General features: G+C 30.0%; 19 protein-coding genes. 15 read left to right on the top strand and 4 right to left on the bottom strand.

What is annotated here, in order from left to right; translation table 11 throughout:
• Positions 1 to 342: transposase (locus ACYSNM_RS12770; protein ID WP_461757262.1), on the bottom strand; the 342-nt coding region annotated here is incomplete at its 3' end.
• A gap of 1,220 nt (positions 343 to 1,562) precedes the next feature.
• Here ACYSNM_RS12770 and ACYSNM_RS12765 point away from each other — a divergent pair.
• From ACYSNM_RS12765 to ACYSNM_RS12730, 8 genes are all read left to right on the top strand, one after another.
• Complete coding sequence (locus ACYSNM_RS12765) at positions 1,563 to 1,811, top strand: hypothetical protein (RefSeq protein ID WP_461757261.1); 249 nt, start codon at positions 1,563 to 1,565, stop codon at positions 1,809 to 1,811.
• 122 nt (positions 1,812 to 1,933) lie between these two features.
• Positions 1,934 to 2,551: a hypothetical protein gene (locus ACYSNM_RS12760; protein ID WP_461757260.1), complete on the top strand. Its 618-nt coding sequence runs from the start codon at positions 1,934 to 1,936 to the stop codon at positions 2,549 to 2,551.
• Positions 2,552 to 2,750: 199 nt separating this feature from the next.
• Entirely contained in the window at positions 2,751 to 2,963 is a 213-nt protein-coding gene (locus tag ACYSNM_RS12755; protein ID WP_461757259.1) for a hypothetical protein, read from the top strand.
• 98 nt (positions 2,964 to 3,061) lie between these two features.
• Positions 3,062 to 3,460 (top strand): hypothetical protein, encoded by a 399-nt coding sequence (locus ACYSNM_RS12750; RefSeq protein WP_461757258.1) that lies wholly within the window; start codon positions 3,062 to 3,064, stop codon positions 3,458 to 3,460.
• A gap of 664 nt (positions 3,461 to 4,124) precedes the next feature.
• Positions 4,125 to 4,583: a hypothetical protein gene (locus ACYSNM_RS12745; RefSeq protein ID WP_461757257.1), complete on the top strand. Its 459-nt coding sequence runs from the start codon at positions 4,125 to 4,127 to the stop codon at positions 4,581 to 4,583.
• Positions 4,584 to 4,679: 96 nt separating this feature from the next.
• On the top strand, positions 4,680 to 5,039 hold the full coding sequence (locus ACYSNM_RS12740; protein ID WP_461757256.1) for a hypothetical protein: 360 nt from the start codon (positions 4,680 to 4,682) through the stop codon (positions 5,037 to 5,039).
• Between the two features lie 214 nt (positions 5,040 to 5,253).
• Positions 5,254 to 5,640: a hypothetical protein gene (locus tag ACYSNM_RS12735; RefSeq protein WP_461757255.1), complete on the top strand. Its 387-nt coding sequence runs from the start codon at positions 5,254 to 5,256 to the stop codon at positions 5,638 to 5,640.
• Positions 5,641 to 6,079: 439 nt separating this feature from the next.
• Positions 6,080 to 6,865 carry an RDD family protein gene (locus ACYSNM_RS12730; RefSeq protein ID WP_461757254.1) on the top strand — a complete coding sequence of 262 codons (786 nt, stop codon included), beginning with the start codon at positions 6,080 to 6,082 and terminating at the stop codon, positions 6,863 to 6,865.
• A 209-nt stretch (positions 6,866 to 7,074) separates the two neighbouring features.
• Here ACYSNM_RS12730 and ACYSNM_RS12725 read toward each other — a convergent pair whose 3' ends face one another.
• The gene (locus ACYSNM_RS12725; RefSeq protein WP_461757253.1) at positions 7,075 to 7,752 is read right to left on the bottom strand and encodes a response regulator; all 678 of its coding nucleotides are present in this window, start codon (positions 7,750 to 7,752) and stop codon (positions 7,075 to 7,077) included.
• Complete coding sequence (locus tag ACYSNM_RS12720; RefSeq protein WP_461757252.1) at positions 7,745 to 8,803, bottom strand: sensor histidine kinase; 1,059 nt, start codon at positions 8,801 to 8,803, stop codon at positions 7,745 to 7,747. Before ACYSNM_RS12720 ends, ACYSNM_RS12725 begins: the two co-directional genes overlap by 8 nt.
• A gap of 565 nt (positions 8,804 to 9,368) precedes the next feature.
• Here ACYSNM_RS12720 and ACYSNM_RS12715 point away from each other — a divergent pair.
• The 6 genes from ACYSNM_RS12715 (at position 9,369) to ACYSNM_RS12690 (ending at position 13,937) form a co-directional block, all read left to right on the top strand.
• Entirely contained in the window at positions 9,369 to 9,932 is a 564-nt protein-coding gene (locus ACYSNM_RS12715; RefSeq protein ID WP_461757251.1) for a hypothetical protein, read from the top strand.
• Positions 9,933 to 10,219: 287 nt separating this feature from the next.
• A complete protein-coding gene (locus ACYSNM_RS12710; protein ID WP_461757250.1) occupies positions 10,220 to 10,558 on the top strand; it encodes a hypothetical protein in 339 nt (112 codons plus the stop codon).
• A gap of 462 nt (positions 10,559 to 11,020) precedes the next feature.
• Positions 11,021 to 11,398, top strand: a complete 378-nt coding sequence (locus ACYSNM_RS12705; protein WP_461757249.1) for a hypothetical protein — start codon at positions 11,021 to 11,023, stop codon at positions 11,396 to 11,398.
• A 191-nt stretch (positions 11,399 to 11,589) separates the two neighbouring features.
• On the top strand, positions 11,590 to 12,105 hold the full coding sequence (locus tag ACYSNM_RS12700) for a MarR family winged helix-turn-helix transcriptional regulator (RefSeq protein WP_461757248.1): 516 nt from the start codon (positions 11,590 to 11,592) through the stop codon (positions 12,103 to 12,105).
• Positions 12,106 to 12,142: 37 nt separating this feature from the next.
• On the top strand, positions 12,143 to 12,943 hold the full coding sequence (gene dapB / locus ACYSNM_RS12695; protein WP_461757247.1) for a 4-hydroxy-tetrahydrodipicolinate reductase: 801 nt from the start codon (positions 12,143 to 12,145) through the stop codon (positions 12,941 to 12,943).
• A 97-nt stretch (positions 12,944 to 13,040) separates the two neighbouring features.
• On the top strand, positions 13,041 to 13,937 hold the full coding sequence (locus ACYSNM_RS12690; RefSeq protein WP_461757246.1) for a tetratricopeptide repeat protein: 897 nt from the start codon (positions 13,041 to 13,043) through the stop codon (positions 13,935 to 13,937).
• A gap of 84 nt (positions 13,938 to 14,021) precedes the next feature.
• Here ACYSNM_RS12690 and ACYSNM_RS12685 read toward each other — a convergent pair whose 3' ends face one another.
• Complete coding sequence (locus tag ACYSNM_RS12685) at positions 14,022 to 14,321, bottom strand: hypothetical protein (RefSeq protein ID WP_461757245.1); 300 nt, start codon at positions 14,319 to 14,321, stop codon at positions 14,022 to 14,024.
• Between the two features lie 1,375 nt (positions 14,322 to 15,696).
• On the opposite strand from ACYSNM_RS12685, the gene ACYSNM_RS12680 reads away from it, so the two are divergent.
• Complete coding sequence (locus ACYSNM_RS12680) at positions 15,697 to 16,440, top strand: sensor histidine kinase (protein WP_461757244.1); 744 nt, start codon at positions 15,697 to 15,699, stop codon at positions 16,438 to 16,440.
• The last annotated feature ends 121 nt before the right edge of the window (positions 16,441 to 16,561 follow it).

Genomic DNA, 16,561 nt, shown 5'->3' with positions numbered 1-16,561 from the left:
ACTCATCCCTTTGGCGTATAAGGAAACGATAACGTTTTCTAATCCGTCAATCATGTTTTTCCTTTTAGGAACAATCATTGGGTTAAAAGTAGCATCTCTATCTCGAGGTACTTTAATTACATCTTCTCCTAAATCACTTTTTATGGTCTTTGTAGTATAACCATTACGTGCGTTTTGATCCTTTCTAAGATCATGTTTATCATAGTCTAGGTGGGCATTTAACTCACCTTCTAACATACATTCAATTGCACGTTTTTGTAAATCCTTAAAAAAGGACGTTAAGTCTTCTTTAGTCTTTAAGCCCTTGAAAACTTCATCGGAGATAATCTTCTTTGTATCCATAACTGTCTAAATATTAAATATATAAAAAAATCTGCTTAGTTACCCAAGCAGATTTTTATACTTACACAGTTTATGGTACAGTGTCAATTTAAGCTCCGAAACAGTGAAATATTTTTCTTATAACCCCCTTAAAAATTTATAACCGTAATAGATTATGCTAAAATTGAAATTTTTCAAATATAGTAGTATATATACTTGTAAAATACCTTATCCTATTTCTTGTTTTTATGGTTATGGATAATAGTTTTAAATTACTAGAATTCAGTAATATAAGAAATGGAGAAGATTTATTTCTTTATCTATGGATAATATTATTTTTTCCTGTTATAGATATAATACTATTCTCAGTTCCATTGTTTTATAGTTTAAAAACAAAAAATATATTTGCTTTTATCTCAGCAATAATTGCCATATATACCCTTGAGTATTTAGTTTATGTTTACTTTACTTCTCAAAAAATATATAATGCAGCAGCATTGCAAGGAGTGCTAATTGGAATCATAGTATTATTTATCTTTTTTTACAAGAGTATATTCAAAAAATTCAAAATAAATTAGACTCTTTGGTTTTGAAAATGAAAGAATTAGATATTTAAGAAGAGGATGAGGTATTTAATTAGTTTTGAAAAAGAGTAATTTTATATGGTTGTTTTTTTAAGTTTTATCGCACAATAATGATTCTAAATATAGGGTAAGGTATTTTGGGTAGAAGTTATCTAGACAATATTTTAGTAACTTTAAGCAAGGAATAAAATCCTCTATAACTTAGGTGGTTTATCTAGTAAAAAGCTAGTAAAAGACATATTTAAGTGGCATTAGCAAGAAGAGGTAGTAAATAAACAAGATTTAGATTAGAAATCTAGTGTAGATGAAAGATGTTGGTTGTTAATACCTTATGTTTAATTATGATATAGTAGTTATTTCTAATCAAGATTTAAATCATACTAATCAAGAAAATGTTACTAATAAGCAAGGTTTAAAGCTTGGAAATTTGTAGTTTTAAGATTCTGATTAATTCTATGCTGTATTAAATATTTTTGAATCATTTTGTACCTCAAAATAAAATAAAGTTTTCAATATATCTTATTTTGAATTATCGCTTTTACTTGCTATTGCGAGTTTTATTTTCTGAATATTTTCAATTTACTCGCGTACTTAGTACATTGTATAGTATTATCAGCTATAACGCATAGTTTATTTATTGTTTGGACATATGAAATTATGTACTACACTAGAACTACAACAGAAATTTTGAAAGGTTTATTTGCTAAGTATAATTTTTCAAAAGCTAAGGAAGGACATAATGAATTTAATAATTATTTTGTGAAGAGTATAAATAGTATTGCCCTATATGCCATAAAAGAGGGAACAGTCCATTTACAAGAATCACTTTTAGAGGAATATTTTAAATTGTTTCGAGAGCAAAGCAAAGCAAAGCAAAGCAAAGCAAATTATCTTATAGCACTATAAGATAATAACAATAAGATAGATTTATATGGAAAAGGATAATTATGACGCCCCATCCCAAAGTACAGATGTAAGCAATGAAGATATTACAACAGAGAATCTGACAATAGAAAAACGATTAGGCTATGAAGGTATATAAAAAGTATAAGATAGTAATAAGCTTGATAGTAAGTGTGTTCTTATTTATTTCTTGTAGAACAATCTCTACAAAAAGTGATTTAAATATTATAATGGGAAAGATGATTGAAATTAGCAAAGAAGATGGCTATTCTGATTATATGTATGTACCTCTGTTTAAAAATGGAGACGCTCAAAATGAATTGGTTTGCTTTGATATCGATGAATTAAGAAGATTGTATTTTGGGAACCATATTACCAATATTTCACATGAATTTACTTTTGAAGAGTTCGCTCAAAATATTATTGAAAATAAAATAAATTTAGGATGTTCTATTTTTGGGGAATGTTTTATGATTGATAAGAATATTAAGCACGAGTATCAAACATTAGGTTTTAATGCATTTAAAGAAAAATATACGCGTGAAATTCTTTCTAGTAATAGGATAATTCTAAATGTAAAAAATTTAGAAAGGCAGCAAACATTAAGTATCCTTTATTATTTTTTTATAAATAGTTATTTTTCTTATTGGAATGGTTACCACGGTAAATACTATTGTGAAAAGATATCAGCAACGGATGTTTTTGAAGCTTCTAAAAGCAATGTTATTTTAGAAGAGTTGTAGATTTTGATCTTTACTAACTTATAGACTTTGAGCTAATAGTCTATGTATATAAAAGGGATACGGGGTTGATTTTTAAATCATGAGTGTGAATGTAAAGTTTATGAGTAATAACCTATGATAAAAGCGAGTTATGATTTACCACGTAGAGTTAAAAACTGGACTAACATTGTTTTATACAGAGTAAATAAGGAGAAAAACAATGTATGGAGTATCTTGTAGTTTAGGTTTAAATGAATATTCTATGAACGGTTATGACACTACAGTGGGAGCTCAAGTAAGAATATATAGAATTACACCAGCTGGGTCAAGGAGCAGTAATCTTAGAAGAACAAAAGGGAACTCTGGTACTAAAAGTTTTACTATTTGGATACTTTACGTAGTTGGGGCGGGCTTTAATTATTTATGCGACTAATTTTATTTTTTATGCGACTAATTTTATTTTTAAGTTTATTAATACTAACAAGTTGTTCGTCAAAGAAACAAACTGCAATAATTCCATATGTTTTAGATTTGAAAACAGAAGAATCGATTTACAATGAAATTTTGAGATTTAAGGGAAATGGTGAAAAAGTATTTTTTGTAGAGTTCATGTCTGATTCAATGTTGAAGTTTAATCTTATAGATATAGATAACAGAGAGTTATTACTAACAAACAGAATGCTATTTATTAATGACAAATTTTATCCGATAGTTTTTGAAACGGATTATTTTTTTAATACAGAGGTAAAGGATTTTAAACCAGTAGTTTTAAATGAAAGAGATAAGGAAATAGCTATGCCATCTTTGAAAGACAGGAAGAAAAATATTGAAAAGTATGGTTATAAAAAACGAGTACTTATTATTGATAATAGTTTGTATTGGATTGTAAATAAAAAAGGAGAGTTAATAGAAACGAATGTTTCTCAATAGGAATCAATTAGAGTGTTTACACTCCTGCAAAGCATGAGTATCTTGTTTGTGCTAGGAGAATAAAGAACTAAAAACATTAGGGAAATTTAATGTTTTAATATCTAATAAGTAATGAAAAAAGTATTTATCAAGTTCCTCCCTGTTTTGTTAATTGGTATGGTATGCTTATTTAGACAAGACATAGAGTATTACGACATTATTGTGGGTGTATTACTACTGTTTAATTTGATTTTATGCGCTCCAATTTTAAATAAAGGAGATACTTCAAAGAATTATAGTTTATACAATTTTTTAAGTTGGGCGCTTTTATCTATAATAGTTCTATTGCTTAAAGATTATCCTCTTAAGCTTGTGATTTTAATTTTAATCGTCTTAAGATTAATTTTATTAGGTGTGAATTACTATAGGTTCAAAAACTTTTATATTCCACAGACCATATTAGGATATTTATGGGCTATATCACTTACTCTTTATCTAAGTGAACTTGTTTTAAATTCCACTTATACCTTAGAGAATACTTTTGTTTTTTTAGGCTATTTGTCAACATTAGAAACTTTTTTAATTATATTTAAACTGAAAAAATGGAGTAGAGCCGCGTAAAGCAGAGATTAGAATGAATAATTAAGGAAGATCACAATTGAACAATAATACCTTTAAATTACTGATGGTTGAGAACTTAGAGCAAAAAAAGCGTCGTCTTTACGGGAGAAAATATTTCAATGAATATATGGATGTTATCAAAAGGATAACATTGTTAAACGAAAATGAAGTTAGAGTTTTATCTATTGTAGAGACGGATGATATAATTGAAAAAGAAAGAGAATTACAATTAAAGTCTTCCATTAAAGTTTTTTTCAAGGATAAAGATGTATTAAGGAAATTCACTTTAGATAAATTCAGGACAGAGGATTGCATATATTTATTTACTAACTTTTCACAAGACTGTGGAGCATTAGCGATGGATTCTATAAATTCTTTTAATTTTCAGTTTGATTTTAATGACGATCCAAGTGGTATTATTAAATTGATTAATTCAAGCTTAGAGGATAAAATCTTATTGGATTTTTATGAAGAACAAGGTTTGAAGTATATTGAAGTAGAGTATTATACTATAGGTGAGTAATTCACTAAATGGTTATGTATGAGGGGTAAATGTCTTTGTTTATTAATTATTACTCTTTTTTCTTCTTGTTTTTTGGATAAGGAATATTGTGAAAAAATGACTGAAATTACTTTGGAGCAGCAGTATAATATTGTTTTAGATAAAGAGCCAATTAAAAGAGCTAGAGATGGCAAATTTTATTATGAAGTAACAGGTAAAGATATAATTACTCAAAGAGATACATTATTAAAATTATCTAATTATCGATGGTATGACGGTTTCTATTATTATTGGGGAGCAGGAGATACTATAGTTAAAGAAAAAGAATCCTTGATGGTTGAAATACACAAAATGGAAGTAACCCATTCTATGGAGTGGAATTGTGATGATTCTTTAATAAATGGCAGTCCTGTTAGTAAAGTTATTAAAAGCTCTGAGTTTAAAGAGTTGGTAAAAAAGCATGAGTTGAAAAAGTAATAGTAACCTTAGTTATTAATACTCTAAATATTAAAGCTCTGTATTATGTTTTACTTTATCACCCTGGAAGTGCGATTAACAATTTATGCCAGCAGTATTGACCTTATAGATCATAGAAGTCCACGATATCCTGTAAATCTTCGACAATATTAATACTGCTGAAAATACAATAGGAAAGATTGTGTCAAAAAATAAAATACATAACCATAACAGTATGAGTAAAATACAACTATTTGGGGATTCAAAAGATAATATTTTATCAATAAGTTTGATAGATATTTTATACTTGATCAATAATCCTAAAGAGATACATTGGAAAATTTGTTGGATAGAAGGAGTATCAATTAAAGGATTTGATATGTTAGCTTTAGAAACAGAAGTAAAAAAGGGGTTAGAGATAAGCTATGATGAATTAATAGATTTAGATAAGAAAATACTTCAAATTTATGACCTCGTATTGGTAGGAGATAAAGATTATACGGAAGATGAAAATAAAAAAGAAAGGGATTACATTATAGAATTAATCGATTCTTCATTTTGGGAAGTCACTTCTAAGGATAAGGAATTTGTTAAGATGTTGAACCAGAAATTTGGTGATTGAAGTATATTTCTTTGAAAAATTTATTACAGAGTCGAAATTTCTAGATGGGATATAGAATAGGTAAGTCCAAAGAAAGAATAGAATCAATACAACAATAATAAGTGTTTTGAAAAAACAATTGATAATCAAAAGGTTCGGTGTAAAAAATGACTTTAAAAGATATAATTATTATATCCATAATTTCCATTTTCTGTTGGTATTATTATTTTAATGAACGAAAAAAAGAGTCTAAAAAGACTCTAGATTGGATGACCAAATTATGGAATCTTGGCTTAGATATTCAAGTACTCATTTTTGCTATAGCTACCTCAATTATAGTTCTTTATTCTCTTTCGAAATACTTTTTTTGATAAAAGCCCACAAAAGAGTGTAAAAGTTTTTTTATTAATAGCAAATTAATATAACTTCGGACCACCAATAGGAGTAGTATAAAATAATAATGAAAGATTCAAACTTTATAAAAGCCAGTAAAAAGAGACGAATAGCAGCTTTTTTAATAGATCACTTTGTAATAACATTTTTTATAGTTGCGATTTTATTTCTGTGTTATGCAGAAGAACTAATTAATGAAGATAGTCCGGAGGCAATTATACCCATACTACTTTCTGTCTTACTACCAGGGTTTATCCTCTATTTTGCAAAGGATAGCTATCAAGGGATAAGTCTAGGTAAGTGGATAATGGGAATTATGGTTCGCGATCAAAACAACCTTAACAAGGTTCCTTCTTTTGGCAGACTTTTTTTACGTAACCTTTTCCTTATTATATGGCCAATAGAGTTTCTTATTTTGGCCACTAATAAACAAAACCAAAGATTAGGCGATACACTTACAAAAGCAGTTGTGTTAAAGAATCCTATTAGATCCTCAAAATCTTCACGTATCATTGCGTTAGTAAGTGTTGTGATCTTATTTTTTGTATTTATGATTTTTATAGGAGCAAGTATGGTGAAAAACTCAGATGCTTACAAAACTGCTATAGAAGAAATAGAAAATAACGAACAGTTAAAAACAGAAATAGGAACTATACTGAATTATGGTAGGTTCCCCTCTGGAGATATACAAATGGAAAATGGAAACGGTAGGGCTTTATTAGGAATAGAAGTTATTGGAGAAAAAGGAATTATATCTGTTATTGTATATTTGGAAAAAGGACAATCAGGGCAATGGCAATTAATAGAAATGCAAAAAGGAGATGGTACTGTCTTAAAATCTATAACTAATTAATTAGTGAAATTACATCTACAAAGGCCATAAAAGTACCGAATTAGGTACTTTTATTTTAGCTATATGCTTCTCTTTAATTATGAGTTGCTGTTTTATTTTTAGTAATTACTTTGCTATTAATTATCTGAAAGAGAAATGGGCGGGGTAAACCCAACCCATTCTTTGATGGTTTTAGATAGTGGTTCTTATATAATTGTTTGACTGCTGTACTACTCAAAGCGGTATCCTACTGCATTTTGAGTGAGTATGTGTTTAGGTTTGTTGGGGTTTTGCTCCAACTTCTTTCTTAAATTAGCAATGAATACTCTTAAGTACTGGGTTTCTGTTTGATAGGCAATTCCCCAAACTTCTTTTAGTATATACTGATGCGTTAGTATGCGTCCTTGGTTTTTAGCCAGTAGGGCTACTAGATTAAACTCTGTTGTGGTTAAATGTACTGCCTCTTGATCTTTTTTTACAATTCTACCTACTAGATCAATTTCTATGTCCTGGAACTCTAACTTTGTGTTGTCTTCTTGGGCATTGTTAAGCCGAATAGCACAGCGAATTCTAGCTTGTAATTCTCCCATTCTAAAAGGTTTGGTTAAATAATCCGTAGCTCCATTATCTAGGGCTTCTACAATTTGCTGTTCACTATTTTCTACCGATAAGATTATAATGGCTTTACTATACCAAGATCTTAATTGTTTTAATACTTCTTGTCCCTTTATATCAGGAAGACCTAAGTCTAATAATATAAGATCAGGGTTATAATTTGCCGCTAACATTAGACCCTCCTTAGCCGTTGTACTTTGTAGAATTTTAGCTCCACTTTGGCTTAGGCCTATTTCAAGTAGTTTTTGAATTTGCTGTTCGTCGTCAATTATTAAAATAGTAAAATCACTCATGTTTTAGATGGTTTAAATAGGAAACTTCACAGGGAATTAAAATGGTAAATGTATTACCACTTGGCCAGTTTTGCTCTAAAGTAATACTTCCCTTATGGGCTTGTACAAATCCCTTGGCTATGGATAGCCCAAGACCTGTGCCTCCTGTTTTCTCATTTGGTAGGCGGTAAAATTTATCAAATATCTTGTGGTGCAACTCTAGTGGAATTCCCTTGCCAAAGTCACTTATACTCAAAGATAGAAAATCGTTTTTGATTTGTGCACTTATCCTTATCCTACTTTGAGGATTATAGATTATTGCATTGTGCAATAAAATCTCTACTACTTGAGAAAGTAAACCAGGGTCTACTTTGCACAAAGGTAAGTCATCTGATGGCTCAAACTCAATGTTGTTTTGGGCATAAGAAAACTTATCTATACTTAAGAAAAGTAGTTCGTTTATATCACTCCAGTCTTGGCGGATGGCTAAGTTGCCGGTTTCTAGCCTGTTCATATTTAATAGATTACCCACTTGTTGATTAAGGCGTGTTGCAGCTAAATCCATTTGCTCTAACAGCTGTTCTTTGTAAAGCTCTGCAAGAGTATCCTTTGCCCTTAGGGTATCTATACCTCCTATAATTGTGGAGATAGGCGTGCGAAGCTCATGGGATAAAGAGCTAAGTAAGGTGTTGTATAAAACGATGGTTTTCTCTTTTTCTTCTTTGTCTCTTATTTTTCTCTCTTGTTGCTTGATGCGGTTTGTGAAAACAGCATTCAAAACAGCCACAAGTAAAAACATGAAAAATAGCAATACATTCTCAGGGCTATTAATCTTATAGTGTAAAATAGGATCTATAAAAAACACATTAAGTATCACAGCGCTTAGTATAGCAGCTATAGTAACAGGAAGAATATCATATAGGATAGCCAAAATAGACACAGCTAAAAACAAAATTAAAGCTGTTATTTGATAGTGTACTACATCCTTGAACATAAAGGCAATAGCCGATATAAAAAGAATGGAACCTATGCAGATTACATATCCGTTAAGTTTAGATACTTTGTTTTTCATTTTTGTAAAATAGAGGTTATCTATAATAGTTTGCCTTCTTTGAAATAAGTTATCGTATATATGGTAAAACCTTCCATAGAAAGCATTGTACCCATCTGGCTAAAACTAATTAATAAGATAGTAAAAATATTCATTTTTTAGTGAAATAGAGAAGTGATAAGTAAGGAATTTAAAATATTTTAAATCCTCATTTAAAAGCAATCTGTTCTTTGGTTTAAAAGGTTGTCTAATTTATTTCACTCTGTTTTATTAGTATCTATGCCTAGGGAATAGGAGTTTTAAATGCTGTTTAGAATAGATCCAGCTTTTAATCTATGAATCAAATACATATAAGTTTGTTTGTCGGAAATGGATTTACTGTAACTAACTCTTTTAATACTTTTTTTCTCCTATATTTATTATAATAAATAATATCTTTAGCTATTATAATATGTAGATTTATATTCTGCTTGTTAGATTTTTTAGAATTATTCTTATGAGGAACCTTGCTGTTTTATTGGTTATATGTTTAGTTTTTACAGGCTGCAAAAAAGAGCTTCCTTTCAATGAGGAATCAAAGAAAAGAATGAATGAGAGTTATATAGGTTTTAAAAATAAATTTGACTCTTCATTAGTTGATCATTTCCCTGAAAAACTTATACGTTTAGGGTACTCTTTGAGCTTTATGACTGATATTAGAAAGGATAATATAGGCCTTTATTTATATCAATATAATGTACCTAAAATAGAGATTGATTCTCTTGTAACTCATTTAGAAAAAAGGGATTACCTTCATAAATATAATTCTAGTGAAGACTGCTTACTTAAAGTGAATCCTTTTGAAACAATTGAGTCACTTGAAAGTTACGATAACATAAAATTAGAAGAGGGTATTGAAATTGAAAGAAGTTGTTATGCGGATAAATTGCCTATTCCTAATTTTGTCGATTTTCAAAAAGAAATCGAAGTAGATATTTGGCAAGAGGATGAATTTGATATCTATGTTTTTCAAGCAGAGAAAGGGATTTTTTACAATGGATTAGAGGTGGCTTCCCAGCAGATGCCAAAAGAATGGGGAAATGGTTATTCAAAAGGAATGGCTATAAGTAAACAACACAAAATTGTAATGTATTGGATGGTTATTTGGTAGGGATGATTCTTTTAAAATAAAGAAGTAGCTATGAAAGAGCTATTAGCATGACTGATTGCACCAATAGTGAGTTGGTTGTATTTTATATAAGAGAGGTAACTCAGTGAAGAAGAAGTTGAATTAGGCGTGGAGGCTCTACTATGACAGTTTAGAGTTAAAGGTTTTTATACATGAAATTGCTTTTTCAATCTTTATAGTTTATTTGTTTTTATATTTTATTACAGAATAATCTATCTAAAGTAAGGGGAGTTATAGTGTTGTTTGTTGGAAATAAAATATACATATTAATGAGTGGTATAAAGAAAAATGAGTGGATCTATCTTGCGTTTTTTTTTGGTATTGTTATTCTACTGACTCTAGTATTGAATAGTTATTATGGCAAAAAAGAATTTACTCAAGAGATCCATTTTGTGGTAGATAAAATCGAACAAACACCTTCCTTAAGGTGTTATTACTATGATGAAAATGGGGATAGATTAATTCTTAATAGTTATACTTTCTACGCACCTTCAGAAATTCAAAAAGGCGATATTATAACTAAACAAGCCAATTCGAATGAATTGGTTATATATAGATTTGGAAACTCAGGAGAAAAGCAGGTTTTTCAAATTATCAAGATTAAATAAATTGCTATAGTTAATTGAACTGAATTTGATACTTTTTGCAGTGGAGTTGTTACTATGATTTTAAATAAAACATTTAGTTACATCTTTATATTAGAAGTGCTTATTGTTTTAAAAGAATTTATTGTTAATACATGGAAGTCAAAGTTATACTATAAGTATAACCCAAAGAAAGTTGGGTTTCTAACAGTAGAAAAGAATTGTAAAGTGCTTTTTAGGGTACTATTAAAATAGCTATTTTTAATCTATCGGACTTTGAGCCTGCTTAGCTAGAAAGGACAGATGAGGTAGTAGTTCATCGAGTAAGTGATTACAAAGGTAACAACAAGCTTAACTAATGGTCATGGAAAATACAAAACAAAAAAATAATCTAAATACTAATCAATGGGTAGCTTAAGATATTTTTTGCTTTCAATGGGGGTGTTTTTATGTATGTCTTCATGTAAAGATAATATTATGCTTGAAATGAATTTCAGGAGCCCTTATGGATGCGTGCACCAGGTTCTTGTAATGGAAAATGGGCAGGGTAAAATTATAATAGGAACCGAGGCAAATCAAAGTAGAGAAATAGATTTTAATCAAATCATAAGACAGGAAAGTTTTAAGATAAATACAAAAGATTTGGTAAATCTAAGAGATTTAGCAGCTAGTATTTCAACACCTTTAATTAAGGGGCCTATTAGCGATGGTTTTAGATCTACTCTACTGATAAATGGAAGTAAAGAAATAGATTTCTATGGAGATATTCCAGAGGTAATAAAGGCTATGTCAAGTATTTTAAGTCAGTACTATTCATTTGAAGTAGATTATTTCTGTGAGGGTTATATAGGCCAAGCCAACTAACTCCAAGAATTAGAACTTAGTTAGGAGAAGTTTGATTATGCAGGAGATAATTGTAGATTTTTTGATTGCTGTTTTTGTCTTGTAGTATATTATTGTTGTGTGTTACATTGAATCCACAACTTTTTTCTGTATTTTTATGTAACCTATTACGTAATTTTATATATTTGCGTAACTAGTTACGTAAATAAACCATGAGTAAGAATGATTTTTTAATACAGATTCAAGTAGCAGGCTTGACAAGTAGGCTTAAAAGGCTAAATGATAGTATACTATATAGTACAAAGGAGTTTTATAAGGAAATAGGAACGGATATCGAACCCAATTGGTATTTGATCTTCATACTATTACAAGACCATGAGCAGTTAAGTATTATGGAAATTGCTGAAAACGTTCAACTATCTCACCCAGCGGTTATAAAGATTATCCAAAAGATGAAAGACAAGGATTATGTAATAACTCACACGGACCCCTTGGATTCTAGAAAGCAAGTGGTACGCTTAAGTGATAAAGCTTATCGATCTATTCCTGAATTTGAAAAATATTGGAATGCGTGTATTGCTACTATGCAGGAGTTAGTAGAGGCAAACCCTCACTTTGTGGAGTCACTTGGAAGTATCGAAAAGATGATACAAACCAAGAGTTATAAGCAGCGTACAGAAGAAAATTTTAAAAAGGGAACAAGGATAGAAAATAAAATAGATAAATAAGAACCAATAATAAATTCAATAATTAAAATTAATAATAATGATAAAAGTATTTATAGCAGGTGCTACAGGTTGGGCAGGTTCAGCTTTGAGCAGAGGTGTTTTTAAAAATGAAAATATGCAATTAGTTGGGGCGCTTTCCCGTAGCCATAAAGGAGAGAATCTAGGGGATGTACTTGGCTTAGAAGGTGCAGATATTCCTATTTTTGCAGATATGGAAGAGGCTCTTTCTAGTGTTGATTTTGATGTTTTAGTAGATTATACTCGAGCGGATATTGCTAAAAAGAATATTATAGCTACTCTTAAAAAATCAAAACACGTTGTTGTTGGAACATCTGGCTTAACGGATGAGGATTACAAAGAGATAGAACAAGTGGCTAACGATAATAATACATCTGTACTGGCTGTAGGTAATTTTGCTTTGACTGTTGTACTACTCCAGAAGTTTTCAGAAATGGCAGCTAAGTATATTCCAAATTTTGAAATCATCGATTATGCTCACGAGGGAAAAATCGATAGCCCAAGTGGTAGTGCAAGAGAACTTGCTTATAGGCTAGGTCAAATCCAAAAACCAACTGTTTTTGTTTCAGAAGACCAGTTGATTGGAGAGAAAGAGACTCGTGGTGCAAGGCTTAACGATGTACATGTACACTCGGTTAGGCTTCCCGGTCATGTAATTTCTCTTGAAACTATTTTTGGTTTAAAAGATGAGAAATTAACTATACGTCATGATGCAGGAGCTAGCGCCGAACCTTATGTAGCTGGTGCTTTGCTTGCAATAGAAAAAGTGAGTACTTTTAAAGGACTTAGACGCGGCTTAGATACAGTAATGGACTTTTAAATATAAATCCATCTCTTAAATATTTAGCAAAACGGATAAGGATATTCTTTTCAAATTGAATAGAGGTATAGTTTTAATAAAAAAACAATAGGAAACCATGGCAATCTTAAAACAAGAGTTACAAGAAAAAATAGATGCTCTTATTGAACAAGCAAACGAGCACTATCAAACCGATAAATCGGTGTATTATCAATTAATGTTAGATGCATGGGAACTTTATCCTGAGCCAAAAAATAATTGGAATGAAATTTATAGCCTAGCAAGTGAGTTGTTTACAGGGTATTTAGAAGATAATAATCTAAGTAAAGCAAAGAAATGGCTTAACACTATGGTCGAAATAAATGATAATCTAAGAATGGATGACCAGGATGTATTGTTTAATCAAGGAAAGTTTTTATTTGAGACAGCTGATTACCAAAAAGCCTTTGAATGTTGGAAAGAAGTAGTGAGAGTAGCAGGTTATAGGTATTTCGAAGGGGAAGATCCCAACTATCTTAAATATTATAGAAACCCAGATAAAGTAAATGAATTATCTACATCCGAAGTTTTCCAGGCCACTATTATGGTTAGTGAGCTAACCCAAGAGCAAGAAGATAGAATAGAGTCTTTATTAGAACAGGGTGATATTTGTGCAGAGAATCAAAAGTATAAGGAAGCTACAGACAAGTACTTAGCCGCATTAGAGCTTGTTCCATCACCTAAAGAAGAGTATGACATCGCTTTAGACCTCTATGTAGCCTTAGGAGATGGTTTCTTTAACTTAAGGGATTTTATAAACGCAAATTATTACTATAACTTAGCTTTAAAAGCCCCTGGAGCTCTAGATAATGGGTATGTATGGTTAGGATTAGGACAGTCCTATTATGAACTTGAGGATAAGGTTAAAGCAAAACAAGCTTTGCTAAGTGCTTATATGCTAGAGGGAATAGAAATATTTGAAGAAGAAAGCAGTAAGTATATAGATTTAATTTCTCAAGAGATTGCAAATAAATAATAGTCATTATATTTAATCGCACTAATGTAGAAATACATTAGTGTGATTAAATAAAAGAGCTTCTAAATAGGATAAGTAGCCAAACTATGAATTCTTATACGACGCTTCCTTTACAAAGTTTTTCTTTGTAGAAATCAAATTATTGGCTGATTGCAGTAACATTCCATTTATAGAGGAATTATGTGCATCCGTGTATAGAATGTAATTTTGCATATTACCTTGCAAAGCTTGTTTAGTTTTAGTTATAATCACTGTTCTAGATGTATCAAAGTAAATAGACTTCAGTGAAATGGTATCCGACTTCTCTAAATGAGAATAAGTTTGGCCATAACATAAATTAGAAACTATACACCCTAGTAACAGTAAATAAAGTTTAGGGCTCATTTGAAATAATTCTGGTAGTTAATTATTGATTTTGATATTTCGAAGGATATATAACCACCCTGAAAAACTATTAATTGCTGGTAATAAGTCCTTTAATAGCAGCAATATATGCTATTTTCTATAATGTGTAAGCTCCATGTAAATTAAAAAACAAGATGTTTTTATAGTATTCCGAAATTTTATACTTAATAAAAGTAAGGTGCTTTACGATCTTGCGTATGTACTTATTATATCAATAAAGTAGATTTTATATACTTATTTGGTTTTAAAGTTTCTACTGTGTTTTGTTTTGCACCTCATTTGTTTTATGTTTTAATAGGTTTATTTGTTAATCTATTACTTTATAGTATTCTAATTTTAAATATAAAGATAAATAATTCAAGTACTTGGTTTTTATAGGTGTAAATGTATATAAAATTATATAATACTGCTAAATCCATATAATTACAGTGCTGAATTGTTAATTTATGTCTAAATACAGTATTTTGATTGAAATATTCTCAAAAATGAATTGCTTAAATCATTTTACTTTTGGATATTTGCCCCCGAGTGAAAAAATGTTCGTTTTGTGTTTTAACGCTTCAAGATACAAACAGGACAAAAAAGTACTTTTTTAAATTTAAGCAGTTGTTTTCTCCCAAATCCACTATATTAAATTTTTAAGTATTTTCTATTTATTATTTCTTTTATCTCAGGTAAGGAAGGAGTTCCTACATAGATATGGCTTATGGATATAGTTTGTTTGGAAGTAATTCCATTGTGTAATCAGGCTATAGAGTAAGGTTAAAAAGAAGTAAATAGTTATTCTTATATAAAATAAAACCTTTTTTAATCCATGTAATGGCTTTAAATCTAAACAAGAGTAGTGAGTTTTTGTTTTGATTTAAAAGGAGTCCGTCTATGGCTTACTATAATTGATATACCTTGGAACACTTTGTTGAGTAGTGTGGTTTAGGGTAATTCAAGGTGGTATGCAATGGGTTATAATGCGGTAAAAATATATAAGATCAGTATTTAAGAAAAAGTATTTTTTATAAAAGCTAAGCCTTGTTGTTGGGGTGAAGGCTATTTGTTTTGTGGATTTTCCACATAAGAGCGCTATTTGTGATTTTTTATACCATTGTTTTACCTAGGTTACTAGGTGAGGTTGATGTCTGTTGATTATTGCCTAGTATAGGTATCTATAGTACAGCTATCAAGGGTAGTGTCTTGCTTTTGTTTTGGCAAGAGGGTGGAGTAAAGAATTCAAATAGGGTTTTTAGTGCAACAAGAAGTTATTGTAAGTGTTGTTTAATGTGCTTTTTGCTAGTAGATCAGCAATAGAGTTAGGTTATACAAACAGGTGAGTACAGCTAAATATTATATTTTCTTTTTTATGCAAACAGTTGATTATCTATGGGTTGTTGTTGCCCTTGAATTTGTTTTGGTCCTTGGAGTGCTGCTTTATTTTTATAAGCGTTATACTTATAATAAAAGGCAGATGGTTAATGACTACTATACTTTTCAAAATGATTTTAACAATAAGCAGGTGAGTTTACTTCAAGGTGTTTATGGACATTTTTTTGAAGATTTGTCTAGTAACTTACATCTTTTAGCCGATACCAATATAGATGATATACAAAAAAAAGAAACTTTAGATAAGTTAAGCCAAAGGGTAGAGGATAAGCACCAGGACTTAAAGAAGCTTCTTGTAAAGGAGTATGTTACTTACCCTTCTGTAGTGGGATTAAATACTTTATTGAAGCAGTATATAGATACGGTAAATCGATTCGGTACCAAACAAGTTCTCTATGTGAAAAAAGGAAAGATAAAACCTTTACAGCCAGAAATGCAGATACATATTCTAGAGTTATGTAAGGAGCTAATGGGGAATATAGTACTTTATTCTCAAGCTGATTTTATTGAATTACAAATAGAGCAATTACCACAGAGTCTGCATATCACTATTATAGATAATGGCAGTAAATATGATTTTGAAGGTTATTTAAAAAGGAAGAAAAAGGTATCCTTACAAGGATTAGACTCCGATTTAAAGCCTATTAAAGGCACTTTAAGTCATAATTATAAGAATAATTACAACTATACTTTCTTAAGAATAGAGCAAACTAGCTTTACCTAACTAACAAAGTAATAGTATCCCTTAGAAGTAGAAATAATAAGATTAGAATAAAGGTTTTATCTACGTTGTAAATTTACTAACGCTTTGTCACTTTACTAACGCGTATTTATTACTTAGAAAA

It is taken from the genome of Myroides sp. LJL116 (assembly GCF_054871685.1).
The sequence above is the reverse complement of the archived record's forward strand: the minus strand, read 5'-3'. Positions and strand labels throughout refer to the sequence as shown.

Coding starts and splice junctions, on each gene's coding strand:
- ACYSNM_RS12690 (WP_461757246.1), top strand. CDS start 13,041: ATGGCAATCTTAAAACAAGAGTTACAAGAAAAAATAGATGCTCTTATT.
- ACYSNM_RS12720 (WP_461757252.1), bottom strand. CDS start 8,803: ATGAAAAACAAAGTATCTAAACTTAACGGATATGTAATCTGCATAGGT.
- ACYSNM_RS12705 (WP_461757249.1), top strand. CDS start 11,021: ATGAATTTCAGGAGCCCTTATGGATGCGTGCACCAGGTTCTTGTAATG.
- ACYSNM_RS12700 (WP_461757248.1), top strand. CDS start 11,590: ATGAGTAAGAATGATTTTTTAATACAGATTCAAGTAGCAGGCTTGACA.
- ACYSNM_RS12745 (WP_461757257.1), top strand. CDS start 4,125: ATGGTTGAGAACTTAGAGCAAAAAAAGCGTCGTCTTTACGGGAGAAAA.
- ACYSNM_RS12755 (WP_461757259.1), top strand. CDS start 2,751: ATGTATGGAGTATCTTGTAGTTTAGGTTTAAATGAATATTCTATGAAC.
- ACYSNM_RS12685 (WP_461757245.1), bottom strand. CDS start 14,321: ATGAGCCCTAAACTTTATTTACTGTTACTAGGGTGTATAGTTTCTAAT.
- ACYSNM_RS12680 (WP_461757244.1), top strand. CDS start 15,697: ATGCAAACAGTTGATTATCTATGGGTTGTTGTTGCCCTTGAATTTGTT.
- ACYSNM_RS12735 (WP_461757255.1), top strand. CDS start 5,254: ATGAGTAAAATACAACTATTTGGGGATTCAAAAGATAATATTTTATCA.
- ACYSNM_RS12765 (WP_461757261.1), top strand. CDS start 1,563: ATGTACTACACTAGAACTACAACAGAAATTTTGAAAGGTTTATTTGCT.
- ACYSNM_RS12740 (WP_461757256.1), top strand. CDS start 4,680: ATGACTGAAATTACTTTGGAGCAGCAGTATAATATTGTTTTAGATAAA.
- ACYSNM_RS12760 (WP_461757260.1), top strand. CDS start 1,934: ATGAAGGTATATAAAAAGTATAAGATAGTAATAAGCTTGATAGTAAGT.
- ACYSNM_RS12710 (WP_461757250.1), top strand. CDS start 10,220: ATGAGTGGTATAAAGAAAAATGAGTGGATCTATCTTGCGTTTTTTTTT.
- ACYSNM_RS12715 (WP_461757251.1), top strand. CDS start 9,369: ATGAATGAGAGTTATATAGGTTTTAAAAATAAATTTGACTCTTCATTA.
- dapB (WP_461757247.1), top strand. CDS start 12,143: ATGATAAAAGTATTTATAGCAGGTGCTACAGGTTGGGCAGGTTCAGCT.
- ACYSNM_RS12725 (WP_461757253.1), bottom strand. CDS start 7,752: ATGAGTGATTTTACTATTTTAATAATTGACGACGAACAGCAAATTCAA.
- ACYSNM_RS12730 (WP_461757254.1), top strand. CDS start 6,080: ATGAAAGATTCAAACTTTATAAAAGCCAGTAAAAAGAGACGAATAGCA.